The sequence below is a fragment of the Campylobacter concisus genome, assembly GCF_003048555.1.
In the GTDB taxonomy this organism is placed as follows: Bacteria; Campylobacterota; Campylobacteria; order Campylobacterales; family Campylobacteraceae; genus Campylobacter_A; species Campylobacter_A concisus_AO.
Window position 1 is genome coordinate 40,296 of record NZ_PIRR01000007.1, and the last position, 12,484, is coordinate 52,779.

At 34.7% G+C, this 12,484-nt stretch carries 14 protein-coding genes; 5 read left to right on the forward strand and 9 right to left on the reverse strand.

Annotated elements, in window-relative coordinates; genetic code table 11:
- Nucleotides 1-8 precede the first annotated feature (8 nt).
- The 5 genes from CVS92_RS02170 (at nt 9) to CVS92_RS02190 (ending at nt 3,745) form a co-directional block, all read left to right on the forward strand.
- Nucleotides 9-605: a thioredoxin gene (locus tag CVS92_RS02170; RefSeq protein ID WP_107788355.1), complete on the forward strand. Its 597-nt coding sequence runs from the start codon at nt 9-11 to the stop codon at nt 603-605.
- A 62-nt stretch (nt 606-667) separates the two neighbouring features.
- A complete protein-coding gene (gene flgB, locus CVS92_RS02175) occupies nt 668-1,102 on the forward strand; it encodes a flagellar basal body rod protein FlgB (protein WP_107788356.1) in 435 nt (144 codons plus the stop codon).
- A gap of 8 nt (nt 1,103-1,110) precedes the next feature.
- Complete coding sequence (flgC, locus tag CVS92_RS02180) at nt 1,111-1,611, forward strand: flagellar basal body rod protein FlgC (RefSeq protein ID WP_107788357.1); 501 nt, start codon at nt 1,111-1,113, stop codon at nt 1,609-1,611.
- Entirely contained in the window at nt 1,611-1,904 is a 294-nt protein-coding gene (gene fliE, locus CVS92_RS02185) for a flagellar hook-basal body complex protein FliE (RefSeq protein WP_021090507.1), read from the forward strand. The genes flgC and fliE overlap by 1 nt, the downstream gene beginning before the upstream one ends.
- Nucleotides 1,905-1,912: 8 nt before the next feature.
- The gene (locus CVS92_RS02190; RefSeq protein ID WP_107788358.1) at nt 1,913-3,745 is read left to right on the forward strand and encodes a peptidoglycan D,D-transpeptidase FtsI family protein; all 1,833 of its coding nucleotides are present in this window, start codon (nt 1,913-1,915) and stop codon (nt 3,743-3,745) included.
- A gap of 113 nt (nt 3,746-3,858) precedes the next feature.
- On the opposite strand, the gene CVS92_RS02195 is transcribed toward CVS92_RS02190, so the two are convergent.
- From CVS92_RS02195 to CVS92_RS02235, 9 genes are all read right to left on the reverse strand, one after another.
- The gene (locus tag CVS92_RS02195; RefSeq protein ID WP_234398682.1) at nt 3,859-4,359 is read right to left on the reverse strand and encodes a hypothetical protein; all 501 of its coding nucleotides are present in this window, start codon (nt 4,357-4,359) and stop codon (nt 3,859-3,861) included.
- Between the two features lie 53 nt (nt 4,360-4,412).
- Nucleotides 4,413-4,844, reverse strand: a complete 432-nt coding sequence (locus CVS92_RS02200) for a fatty-acid--CoA ligase (RefSeq protein WP_107788359.1) — start codon at nt 4,842-4,844, stop codon at nt 4,413-4,415.
- Entirely contained in the window at nt 4,845-7,940 is a 3,096-nt protein-coding gene (gene ccsA / locus CVS92_RS02205; RefSeq protein ID WP_107788360.1) for a cytochrome c biogenesis protein CcsA, read from the reverse strand.
- 45 nt (nt 7,941-7,985) lie between these two features.
- Entirely contained in the window at nt 7,986-8,543 is a 558-nt protein-coding gene (locus tag CVS92_RS02210) for a c-type cytochrome (RefSeq protein WP_107788361.1), read from the reverse strand.
- Nucleotides 8,544-8,635: 92 nt separating this feature from the next.
- Nucleotides 8,636-9,874 (reverse strand): OprD family outer membrane porin, encoded by a 1,239-nt coding sequence (locus CVS92_RS02215; protein ID WP_107788362.1) that lies wholly within the window; start codon nt 9,872-9,874, stop codon nt 8,636-8,638.
- A gap of 255 nt (nt 9,875-10,129) precedes the next feature.
- Entirely contained in the window at nt 10,130-10,567 is a 438-nt protein-coding gene (locus CVS92_RS02220; protein WP_107788363.1) for a hypothetical protein, read from the reverse strand.
- Between the two features lie 133 nt (nt 10,568-10,700).
- Entirely contained in the window at nt 10,701-11,288 is a 588-nt protein-coding gene (locus CVS92_RS02225; RefSeq protein ID WP_107788364.1) for a hydrogenase-4 component G, read from the reverse strand.
- Nucleotides 11,289-11,371: 83 nt separating this feature from the next.
- On the reverse strand, nt 11,372-11,806 hold the full coding sequence (locus CVS92_RS02230) for a Dps family protein (protein WP_021090517.1): 435 nt from the start codon (nt 11,804-11,806) through the stop codon (nt 11,372-11,374).
- 150 nt (nt 11,807-11,956) lie between these two features.
- The gene (locus CVS92_RS02235; protein ID WP_107788365.1) at nt 11,957-12,334 is read right to left on the reverse strand and encodes a rhodanese-like domain-containing protein; all 378 of its coding nucleotides are present in this window, start codon (nt 12,332-12,334) and stop codon (nt 11,957-11,959) included.
- Nucleotides 12,335-12,484 lie beyond the last annotated feature (150 nt).

Consider the following 12,484-nt stretch of genomic DNA (forward strand, 5'->3'; position numbering starts at 1 on the left):
GGGATAAGATGAAGAATTTGCTTGTTTTAATAATCACTTTATTTGCTTTTTTTGGCTGTGGTGACGATGAGAGCAGTAGTGTAAATTTTAAAGAATTTAGTCCAAATGAAGAGGTTAAGCTTGTAGATGTAAGCGGCAAGGAGCTTACTTTAGTTCGAAAAAATCATGGCTTTGCTATCAAAAATGATGAAAATAAAGTTTTAATGATCGATATTTTTGGTACATTTTGCCCACCTTGCCAAAAAGAGGCAGCTGAGCTTACAAAATATCAGCTTGAAAACAAAGATAAATTTACACTAATTGGACTAACTCATTTTGAAAATGTCACAAATGAGTATGTTTTGCACGAATTTATGCAAAAATTTAACGCCTACTACTTCATAACAAACGATCAAAAGATAAATGACAGACTTGCCGAGCAGATCGTAAGAGATATCGAATACAAACATGAGATCGCGCTACCTTTTAAAGTGGTGATAAAAGACGGCGAATATCAAATTTTAACAGACGTAGATAGCGGACAATACGGAGTTAAATACTATCTTGGCGGCATAAAAGTCACAAAAATGAAAGAAGATTTGGCAAAAATCTATGAAACAAAATAAATTTGCCTTATATTTGGAACATCATTTGCTTATAAATGTGTGAAATTTTAGAAGGACTTTAAATGTTTGTTTTAGATAGATCAAAATCCAGCCCACTCGTCGAATCAGCCCTTGCAGGCAGAGAGCTACGCCAAAAGCTCATCTCTGGCAACCTTGCAAATGTTGATACGCCATTTTACAAGGCTAGAGATGTAAGATTTGAAGATGTTTTAAGAGAAAAAGCAAATGAAATTTATAACACTTCAAGCCAAAAAAAGCTACATCTTGCTAAGACAAACGAAGCGCATATGGCTGCGGTTGATTTTCCAAAAAGCGACACAGCTCAAATTTTCTTGCGTGACGGCCACATGGCTAGAAACGACGCAAACACAGTCGATCTTGATGTTGAGACAACAGAAATGGGTAAAAACACAGTTATGATAAACGCCCTTGATAACGCCTACAAGGCTCAAAGCAATATCTTTAAAAGCGTAATAGACGCAAGTGCTAAGAACTAGGAGAGACGATGTCATACTTAAATGATTTTGATATTAGCGGATACGGACTAAGCGCGCAACGCTTCAGGATGAACGTCATCAGCTCAAACATAGCAAACACTCAAACCACAAGAACTACTGAAGGTGGTCCATATAGAAGGCAAGAGGTCATCTTTAAAGAGATGAACTTTGATAAAATTTTAAACGATCAGCTTAAAAACTCACAAAGTCTACTCGAGTATGAAAATCCACTCGACGACCCAAGCTCACCAAGAAACGCTCACCCTGCCCTAACTAGCGTGATCGTGGATAAAGTGGTGCGTGACGATAAGGACTTTCAGCTAAAATATGACCCAAGCCATCCAGACGCAAATGCAAATGGCTACGTCGCATTTCCAAATATAAATCCGGTTATTGAGATGTCTGACCTACTTGAAGCAACAAGAGCATATCAAGCAAACGTGGCAGCCTTTCAAAACGCAAAAACAATAGCACAAAGTGCGATATCACTTATTTCAGGACAAGCATAATGATAAATAGTATAAATTTAGACAAAATAAATAAAAACGAAAATTCAAATAAAATAGCGAAAGCAGGCGAAGAAGGCGGCTTTGAAAATGCTTTAAACGACTCTTTAAAAGAGCTAAATAAAGTCCAAATCAACGCTGATAAAGCCATAGCCGATCTTGCAACTGGCGAGGTAAAAGATCTTCACCAAGCTGCTATTGCGATAGGCAAAGCAGAGACTAGCATGAAGCTTATGCTAGAGATTCGCAACAAAGCACTAAGCGCATACAAAGAAATTTCAAGAACGCAAATTTAAGCCATTGAATGAATTCCAGAAAATCAAAAATAACCATACTTTTTTTATTAATTACTTTTGGAATTTCAATCTTTGTGCTCGTTATATTTTATAGAGCAAGCATCGAGCGAAAGCTTCCTAAGCTTCAAACAAGCGACGTAAATACCGCAATCCGAGGCAACATCGTCACAAAAGACGGCTTTAGCATCTCATCAAGCCAAAAACTCTACAAAGTGATGCTTGACACCAGAAACATCGATCCAAACAAAAAAGAGATGTTTATCAAGCTCTACTCACTTTATAGCGGCGACGATCCAAACAAAGTAAGAAAGATCATAAACGGCACAAAAGGCCTTGTCACGCTCTCTTACAGCATCGACGCAAAGGGCGCTACCTATCTTCAAGAGCTCTCTAGAAAGCTAAACCGTAAGGGCATTTTGATCTCGTATCTTGATCCAAAAACTGGGCTTGCCTCATTTCAAGGTATGCGCGTGATGGAGAGCGGTCAAAACCGTAAATTTATGTCAAAAGACGCCCTAACGCCAGCTATTGGCTACGTGAGCAAAACAGAGAGCGACGCACTTACTAAAAGCAAAGGTGTAAAAGGACTTGAGAGATACTACGAGGACTACCTAGCTCCGATACAAAACGCCAAAATCCTCGGTCCGCGTGATATCGGAAATAATATAATTTTAACTAGTGATTCAAATTTAGCAACGAGGGTTGATGGCTACAACGCAGTGCTTTCTGTACCGCTTAAATTTCAAACCAAGTTAGAGCAAATTTTAGATGAAAAACGTGAATTTCTAGATGCAAAAGAGTTAGTCATCTGCATAATGAATAGCAAAAATGGAGAAATTTTAGCCCTAGCTTCTAGCTCAAGATATGATCCTTCAAACATAAGAAAGCAAGATTATAGCGCTCTAAATTCGACCGTTAGTGAATATGCTTATGAAGTTGGCTCAGTTTTTAAGCCATTTATATTTTCTATCTTACTTCAAGAGAAGAAAGTAAATCCATTTGAGCTTGTAAATACCTATAATGGCCGATATCAACTTGGCAAAAGGATAATCAAAGATACCCATCCAGAGCCTTTTATGAGCGCTGAAGATATAATCGTGCACAGTTCAAACATCGGTATGATTCAGCTTGTTGAGCGTTTAAATGGGCCACAAATTTATCAAGGGCTTTTAAATTTTGGCTTTTCAAGAAAGACTGGCATAGATCTACCTTACGAGCAAGTAGGTATGATGCCAACAGTTACAAAGCTAAACTCATCGACATATAAGGCGACTGTGAGCTACGGATACGGCTTGCAAGCTACATTTATGCAGCTTTTAAAAGCCTATAATACATTTAACAATAAAGGCATTGAAGTTACTCCTCACATGGTTGCCTACTTAGAGAGGAATGGAAAAAGATACGATTTGCCAAAGTCCGAGCCAGCTCAAGTTATATCACAAGAAACCGCAAAGATAATGAAGAGAATTTTAATAAAAACGGTTGAGAAAGGTACTGGACTAAAAGCCTTTACGCCAGGACTTGAGATAGGAGGCAAGACTGGAACTGCACACATTGCCTCAGGTAGTGGTGGATACAGCAATACCTACAATGGCTCATTTTTTGGCTTTGTAAATGACACAAGAGGCAATAGCTACACAATAGGCGTTCTAGCAAGGGATCCTAAAAGACCTTACTACTACTTCGGCGCTCAAAGTGCCTTACCTATGTTTAAAAAGGCAGTTGATCTGATGGTTGAGGATGGATATTTATTTCCTGATGCAAATGTAATAGCTGAGTTTGAAGCCAAAAAAGATAAGCTTAAAAACGATAAGACAAAACAAAAGCCTGCTTTGGACTAAAACTTTAAAAACAAAAAAAGACCTAAAAACCAAGCAAAAACTAAATGTAAAAATTTCTCTTGCTTTTTGGCGTTTTCTCTAATTGCAAAACCTTTAATGCTCTTAAAATACTTTTAGTTTCTAATAGCAATTAAATTATAAATAGAAAATCTAAACTGATCAAAAAGATTTAAGTCTTTAATATTTTTAGAAGTTATCTCTTTGTCATCTTTGTAGTTTTTTCCGCCTAAAAAGAGCAGATAAATAAGCGGGGTAACATAATTAAATCTTAAGAAAAGCGCTACAATGCAATCAAAAAAGCCGTAGTTATATTTGATACAAATATAAAAGCCATAAATTATATAGGCTATCATTAAAATCAAAAAAGCATAGAATACAAAGCTCAAACCAGTATAATCTGAAATATTTAAAAAGCTACAAACTAAAATAAAAGTACCTACCAAAGCAGGCAATATAATGATTGGAAAAATTAGATGAAGTCCGATTAGATCAAATTTACTCGCATAAACCTTTATGTTATATCTACCTGCTGGGATTATCAAAAATATAGGCAATACGATTGAAAATAAAATAAGAAATATCACGTACATAGAATCAAAATCATAAGAACTCATTTTTATACCAAACTTAATTTTAAGATATTTTAACTACACTTTTTTAAATAAATTTATCTACGATTTTTGCGATTTTCTATGCCAATTTTCTCACTCTCTTCTATTTCGACAATGTAGCTTGGATTTTTCTTTTTAGCCTCTTTGTCTAAAAAACTGATGAGTTTCGCATCAGAATTTTTATGAGAGCAGATTAAAATTATGAAATTTATATAGTTATTTGCCTCTTTTGGCATGACTTGGTTATTTTTAGCTGGTATACTAAAATTTCCTACAAAGACTTGAATGAGTTCGAAAAGCTCGTTTTTACTTAGACTATTATCACCCGCAAGCTTTTCAAGCTTTTCGATTGTTATCTCTTCTTTTTCTAATGCAAGCTCCTTTGTTTCGGTGCTATAATCCCTATTTCTTAAAAGTATATAGATTAACACACAAATTGCAATTAATAGCAACACAACAAAGAAAACTATTAGACCTTTTATTAGCATCTAAAGCCTTGAGCAAAGTGACCGCTTTGTAAATGCCAAAATACTCATAAGCACCATTATTACGATACTAATCCAAACAAAATCAGGCACTGGTAATGGATCTCCTGCTGCATATGAGTGCATGCCGGCTAAATAAAAATTTACACCAAAATAAGTCATAATAATCGACCAATAAGCAAAGAACGAAGCAACTGCAAACGCATATTGATTGTTTAGCCTTGGAATAAATCTTATATGAAGAACTGCAGCATAAACAAGTATCGAAACTAGTGCCCAAGTCTCCTTACTATCCCAGCCCCAATATCTGCCCCAACTCTCGTTCGCCCAGACACCGCCTAGGAAATTTCCAAGAGTAAGCAAGCTAAGTCCTAGTATCATAGCCATCTCATTTATACGGGTAGCTTCGAGGATATTGCGAGAAATTTCTGGATTTGGCTTTTTCTTATTCTGTAAAATGATAAGCAATAGCGTGAAGCCACCAAGTAATGCACAAAGTCCTAAAAATCCATAACTTGCAGTAATGACAGAAACGTGTATTGTTAGCCAGTAGCTTTGAAGCACTGGCACAAGTGTAGTGATCTGTGGATCCATCCAGCTAAGGTGCGCAACAAATAATGTAACACCAGCCAATATAGACGTAAGAGCAAGAGCAATAGGGCTACGTTTTGCAAAGACGATACCAGAAAATCCTAGAGCCCAAGCGATATAGACCATCGATTCATAAGCGTTACTCCAAGGCGCATGCTCAGCAATGTACCAACGAAGTCCAAGTCCAACAGTGTGAGCAAGAAAAGCTAGTAAATTTATAATGTATACAACTCTTACAATACCATTTATCTGAACTTTTGGAGCTAGCATTTTGACAAAAACAAAAAATAAAAGCGCAAGGCCAGCCAAAAGATAAACCGGTGTCAATCGCTCAAAAATTTGAATTTTATTAAACAAAATTTCTATATTTATCTTTTCTTCACTTGGCATTACAGCAGAACCGTACTTTTGCTGATAGGCTGAAATTTTATCAAGCGCAACATCAGCCTTACTCCAATCATTATCTTTTGTTGCTGCATCAACTGCTGCAAAATACTCTCTCATCATATTAATGACCAGATCAGCCTCTTTAGGCGGAAAGTACATCATTGCACTAGCAGGCGAATACCAAGAGTTTGATGGGTCATCTTGTTTTGGAAAAATTTTAAAAATTTCACCAATAAATATCATATAAAAAACATTCAATCTCTCGTCGATCTTTATCACATCTTTATCAAATGTATTGCGTGATCCAGGGTGTTTGCGATTAGCAATTTCAGCAAATTTTGTGAGTTTATATTCACTTCCACCATCTTTTGTGGCTCTAAAAAAATCATTAAAACTTGCATATTTTGCATTTTCATCTATGCCAAGCTCTTTTTTTAGCTCCTTACTTTGTCCAAGTGAGATAATTTTTTCACTTCGCCAAAAATCAGGCGTTACCATTATTGAAAGCATTGCTTGATTCGAGTTTAGGCTATTTATACTCTCGCTTCTATGTATTTTATTTAAAATTTCTTTGCTAAGAGTGTCAAATGGCTTCATTCTACCATCTGAGCTTTGCACAATAAGTCTAGAAAGCTTTTGTGTGTGCTCTTTGCTGATATTAGGCAAAAAGTCTTCAGCCTTTAATGAGCTAAAATTTAAACTTAAAAGCATAATGGCAATGATAGCAACAACCTTTTTACCACCCTTTGTTGATTCATTGTCTATTAACTTAGCTAGTTTTCTAAAACGGCTACCAGGATTTACAACATTTAACACAAAGCCAAGCCCAAGTAAAAAGTACCCGATATAAGTTGGTATCTTGCCTGGATCTTTATTGACAGAGAGAATGGTTCCTTTTTCGTCTGTATCGTATGAGCTTTGGAAAAATCTATAGCCATCATAGTCAAGTACATGATTCATATAAATTTTATAGTCAAGCCCTGACATGTTTGTATCATCTTTTACAATAACTTCACTTGAATAGCTCATAGGCGAATTTGAGCCAGGATATCTTTTAAGCTCAAAGTCTTTTAAGTATAGGCTAAACGGGAGTTTAACTTGCTGCGCACCCCATGAAGCGTTAAATTTTTGTCCAGCCACAGCCAAGCGTGAAGGCTCTGTTAGGTTATAAAAAATATGCATCTCTTTACTCTCGCCTTTATAATTTAATTCAGCTATCAAGGCGTTAAATTCGCTATCTTTTGTGCTAACTAGCTTCCTTGAGGCATGAGCTGAAACTAATCTTGGAGCAAAATTTATATTTGAAATAGTATAAAGACTACCCATGCCAAATTCATTTACGCTACCAGCTTTTAACTCAGTTTTTGAACTATCACTCATTGTAAATTTTGAAAGATTAGTATTTGAAGTAACTGTGAAATTTCCGTCCACTAATTTAAAAAGTACATATTTTTTGCTCTCGTCTGGCTTAGCATTAAAGATAAAACTAATATCTGCAACCCTTGCTTCCTCTTCTTCTAACAAGAAAATTTCTTCACTTTCACTCTCGTTTGAAACCACAAATTCCACTACTGGTTGCCCATTTTTATCATCCACAAACTTATAACTTGCATTTGGCACAAATTCTTTAAATTTTAAATTAGCTTCATTATCTGCTATTTTTAGCTTTAGATCAAAACCTTTTTTTGCATCAGAAATTCCTAGTGGCAAAGCAGCGTTTATCTCTTCTCCATTATCGTTTAATGCGGTTAAATTTAAATAGGATATTTTTGTCGTAACGATATTTGACTGAGTTTTTTCTCTTATATGCATATCAGCCTCAAAGCCAATGTATCTTGTTATTCCGGCACCGATTAAGATAACTATAAAACCAAGATGAAAGATAAGCGAAGGAAGTTTTTTGGGGTCTATTAAGTTATATCTAAAGATATTATAGGTCAAATTTATGCCAAGAAGTAGTTGAATGAGCGCAAACCAGCTGGCACCATAAACATAGTACCAGGCAGCTTCTGTGCTAGTTTTACTTTCTATTATCGTAGCGGCTCCGCTAGCTATGGCAAAGATTATCATCAAAACGATAGCCGAGCCCATACTTAAAAATAATGATCTTGGATTTAACATCTGCTTCCTTTTATTTATATTATGACAAAGCTATCAAAGTGAAACTTATCTTAAATAACTGCCTTGCTTTGTTTGAGTAGAGACTGGTTTGTTTTCATTTGTGTCTTGTTCAGCAAATGCATCTTTGCCTTTTAGATAGGCAAGAATCGCACCAAGATCATTATTTAAAAGAATTTTAGCTTGGTTTTGCATTACATTTTTACCGCTTCCACCAAAACTTGAGTCACTTCTATAAGAGATGATACTATCTTCAATATCTTTAGCATCCATATTTTTTAGAGGTGTTGAACCAAATGGCCTTTTATCAGCATTCTCGCCATGACAGCTAGCACATTGCTTTTCATAAAGCTCCTTACCTAAAGAAACGCTATATCTGCCCTTTCTATCAACACCTAATTTTAAAATTCTATTATCTTTATAACGTCTTGGATCTTCATCGACATAGACATTTACTTTTTCATTTCTATCATTGGCCTGCTTTTTTGCCATTTCAGCAAGTTCTTTACCAAAATCACCACGAGCTTCTATATAGTAGACTTGTGAAGCTGCAAAGGCATTTGCCACCAAAAAACACGCCAAAAAAGAAATTTTAATACTTTTCATAACTTTCCTTGAAATTTTGCTCTAAATTTAAAAATCCCGGATCAGATTACTCCGACCCGGGATTATATCATAAGTTGATTAATGAGTTACGGTTAGAATGAGTATTTAGCCTCAAATCTAAATTTATCTTCTTTTGCTTTAACATCATTAGCAAATTTATGTGTTTGGAAAGAGTAGAATGAGCTAAATTTCAACTTCTTACTGTATTGATAAGCAAATCTTGGAACAAATTCTTCTATTTTCTCTTTTACATCTTGATTATTTGCTCCTGCAGTTTTTATATTGCCTTTTACATAATCCAAGCCAACTGTAAATTTATCAAATGCATATGCACTTGTTGCATAGAAGAAGTTACCTTTACCTTCTGTAAGCGTCCAATCAAATACATCTTCACCAGCATCTATCAAAGAACCCTGATCTTCAAAACTAAATGATGTTGCACCTTTATCTTGAACTTTCCAACCTATATAGCCAGCAGATAAATCAAGACCAAATAGTGAAGCTGAAAGTTCACCAGCATAGAAGTTACCATCATTATATTTATAACCATTTAATGAAGATAAATGATTTTTTGCTTCTTTATCAGCTGTACTATTTACATAGTTGATTCTACCACCTAAGCTAATATCATCATTAATAGCAAAATTTGCTGAAACATCAGCTGCAAGTAGGTCAGCTAGATTTGTTAGACTAGCATACCATAGTTGGAAGTTGATAGGGTCATATGAGCCAACTATACCAGCTGCATATAGATTTCCAACATCGTAACCATTTAGGTTATTAGTTACGTTTGTTTTATATAGATCGCCATCGCTTTCATCTCCACCCTCTAGTGCATCAAAAGCTAAAGCTGTTAGGGTAAGACCTTCAATATCTTCATTTACTACTCTTACGCCAGTACCGATAGCATCATCTGTAAAGTATGAGCCAATCTCTTGTTTGCCAGCTGTTATAGTAGTATTTCCAGCTTTATAACCAAGATAGAATTGGTGAACATTAAAAGGTGTCTTTGTATCTGTCTTGTCTGTTCCTGCGTCTACATTATCACCTGAACCATCGTTTGCATTATATCTTAGGCCGATAACACCAAAGAAGTTATCATCGATGGCAGCTTTAAAATTTGTAATCATTTTAAAGTTATGTTTTGCGTCATTGGCTTTTATGACATTTTCTTGTCTTTTGTCATACTCATGAGTATGAGTATATCTATATCTTGCAAATCCTGAAAGATCTACATTTTTTATAGCTTCTTCAAGTGGAGTAGCACTTGCTACGCTTGAAAATGCACCTAAAGCAACCAAAGCGGCTAAACTAATTTTTGTTAGTTTCATTTTTTCTCCTTTTAAGGTTTTGTGTCGACGATTATAATCAATAAAATTTAACATGAAGCTTAAAATTTTTAATTTCAGTTACCGATCGTTTACCGTAATTAATCAAAAATATATAAAAGTTGATAATTTTAAATAAAACAAGGACAAAATTTTAAAGGAGTAAAAAGAAAAAGGGGCCATTGCTTTGCCCCTTAAAAGGAGTTCTAGTTTTGATTGCTGTTGAAATTATATAAGCAAGCAGTAAATCAACGGTAATTAAAAAGAAATTTTTTCCTCTTTTGGCACTTCGATATTTGTTTTTACATTTTTTCTTTTAATAATCACTTCATTTTGTGGCTTTTTTATACCATTATATAAGCCACTAGAGCCACCCTCTTTTATAAGAAGCATATCTATAAGTTTATCTGCATAAAAAGTCGCATAGACTAAGTCGCCTTTATCATAATAGTATCTATTTGCACAAAAATTTGCTTTATTGAGTTTATGGTTTTTTGTATCGCTCGCCACTATTTCATAGCAGTATTTTGAATCTTTATAAGTAACCTCTTTTATAAAACCTTTAATCGAGCTTTTTGCTGGTGTATTTTGCATGTCATGTCTTGGCTGTTTTCGCACTGGTGGGTTATCCTCAAAAAATGAGCAACCCAAAAACATGATAGTAGTTGCCAGTGGAAGTAAAATTTTAGCTTTCATCTCTTCTCCTTAGTGTAAAACGGCGGAGTATAACTTTTAAGATTAAATAAATTTTGCGGAAAATTAAAGGCTCGTATCTAAATTTATATACACGATCATACAAATTTATCTTAGGCGAGTCTGCCTAAGATAGTTAAGCTGAAACATTTAAAAAGTTACCGCCAAGCTCGGCGATCTTTTTATCAAGACTCTCTAGGGTCTTTTCAATAGTTTTTTGAGAAATTTCAGGGAGCTCACCTCCCCAAATTTTTTTCGCATCCTCAAAACCCTTTGCCACGCCCTCTCTACCGGCTTTTAGTTTTTCCACGTCATCACCTGCACCATTTAGCACAAAGCTAGCTATCCTATCAGCCGTATTTGCGATACCAAAAAATCCATTCTCGCTAATAAGATCATTTGTCTCGTCACTACTTAGCTCGTTTAAAGATTTACCTTTATAGCCGATACTTGCAAGATCAAGTCCTGATAAAATTTCTGATAAATTTTTAGGCACATTAAAGCTTAAACCACCTTGAGCTAATAAATTTGAACTACTACTTTTAACGATCTCTTTTTGATACTGCAAAAAGTAGCTATTTGAAATATCTTTGGCCGTTAAATTTGTAATTTCGGACGCTTTTTTAGAGATATCCTTTTCATCTTTATGAAGTAAAATTTCTGATTTTACATTTTCTTTTAGGCTTGAACTATTGTATGAGTTTGTGATTTGAGAAATTTTCATTTTGGCTCCCTTAAAATTTATAAAATCAATATCGCCAAAAAGTAGAATTTATTTAGATAGAGCGGGAAAACTCCCGCTAGTAGTTATTTGCTAAGTGTTGCGTTTAGCATCCAGATCGCTTTTTCAAATTTTGCGATTTGATCTTGTGCATACATTTGAGTTGTTGTATCACCTTCTGCAAGCTCGTCAAGTTTTTTAAACTCACCCAAAAGGTGTTTATAATCAGCTAAGACAATCTCTAAAACCTCAGTTGGAGTATAAATTTCTTTTGGCTCGTGTTTGATGTGAGTAACTTTTGCTAGTTCCTCAGCCTTAACTATAGGTCTACCACCAAGCATAAGAGCCCTCTCAGCTGCATCGTCAAATATCTCACTCATATCTTCATAAGCTTTTTCTGTATATTCATGAACGCTAAAAAATTGAATACCTTTTACATTCCAGTGAAGATCGTGAAATTTAATATAAAGTGCATTTGCATCAGCCTGAATAACATTTAATTGTAAAATAACTTTTGACATTTTGTCTCCTTCTTTATTATAAATATGATGAAATTATATATAGTTAGAGTTAATCGGTGGTTAATCAAATAATAAATTTTATTATTTGATATAAAATTTGACTACAAAATAAAATTATCTTGTAGTCAAATGTAGGATCACAAAATTTGTCTATTTTTTATAAGGCGTAGTTTTATAGCCTTGCTCGATCAAGCTACTCATACCTCCATCTAAATTTATTATCTTAAGATCCGAGCTATCTATCGCTGCGGCTGCTGCTGTGCTTCTTCTGCCACTTCTACAAACAAGAGCAATAGTTTTTTTAACATCAACTGCCTTTGAAAGCTCCTCTAAAAATGCACTCTTATCGTTTGGATTAAAAGTTATAGTCTTTGCACCTGCGATAACGCCAGTCTCTTGCCACTCAGATGGAGTTCTTATATCGATAATCTGATCATATTTTTTTATCTCATCTGGGCTTATATTAACAGTTTTAACATCAGCTGACAACATACAACAAACGGCTCCTAAAAGTAAAATTTTTTTCATCTACTCTCCTTAAATAAATTTTCGAAATGTTAGCACGGACTATTAAATATATAAAATTTTTGTTGATAAAATTTATTAGTTTGGATAAAAATTAATAATATAACATGTTGATAAAAAGCTAAATCGATTACGAAAGCATCTATAGATAAA

Excerpts from the sequence above, each read along its gene's own strand:
- CVS92_RS02170 (WP_107788355.1), top strand. The coding sequence starts at position 9 with ATGAAGAATTTGCTTGTTTTAATAATCACTTTATTTGCTTTTTTTGGC.
- flgB (WP_107788356.1), top strand. The coding sequence starts at position 668 with ATGTTTGTTTTAGATAGATCAAAATCCAGCCCACTCGTCGAATCAGCC.
- flgC (WP_107788357.1), top strand. The coding sequence starts at position 1,111 with ATGTCATACTTAAATGATTTTGATATTAGCGGATACGGACTAAGCGCG.
- fliE (WP_021090507.1), top strand. The coding sequence starts at position 1,611 with ATGATAAATAGTATAAATTTAGACAAAATAAATAAAAACGAAAATTCA.
- CVS92_RS02190 (WP_107788358.1), top strand. The coding sequence starts at position 1,913 with ATGAATTCCAGAAAATCAAAAATAACCATACTTTTTTTATTAATTACT.
- CVS92_RS02195 (WP_234398682.1), bottom strand. The coding sequence starts at position 4,359 with ATGAGTTCTTATGATTTTGATTCTATGTACGTGATATTTCTTATTTTA.
- CVS92_RS02200 (WP_107788359.1), bottom strand. The coding sequence starts at position 4,844 with ATGCTAATAAAAGGTCTAATAGTTTTCTTTGTTGTGTTGCTATTAATT.
- ccsA (WP_107788360.1), bottom strand. The coding sequence starts at position 7,940 with ATGTTAAATCCAAGATCATTATTTTTAAGTATGGGCTCGGCTATCGTT.
- CVS92_RS02210 (WP_107788361.1), bottom strand. The coding sequence starts at position 8,543 with ATGAAAAGTATTAAAATTTCTTTTTTGGCGTGTTTTTTGGTGGCAAAT.
- CVS92_RS02215 (WP_107788362.1), bottom strand. The coding sequence starts at position 9,874 with ATGAAACTAACAAAAATTAGTTTAGCCGCTTTGGTTGCTTTAGGTGCA.
- CVS92_RS02220 (WP_107788363.1), bottom strand. The coding sequence starts at position 10,567 with ATGAAAGCTAAAATTTTACTTCCACTGGCAACTACTATCATGTTTTTG.
- CVS92_RS02225 (WP_107788364.1), bottom strand. The coding sequence starts at position 11,288 with ATGAAAATTTCTCAAATCACAAACTCATACAATAGTTCAAGCCTAAAA.
- CVS92_RS02230 (WP_021090517.1), bottom strand. The coding sequence starts at position 11,806 with ATGTCAAAAGTTATTTTACAATTAAATGTTATTCAGGCTGATGCAAAT.
- CVS92_RS02235 (WP_107788365.1), bottom strand. The coding sequence starts at position 12,334 with ATGAAAAAAATTTTACTTTTAGGAGCCGTTTGTTGTATGTTGTCAGCT.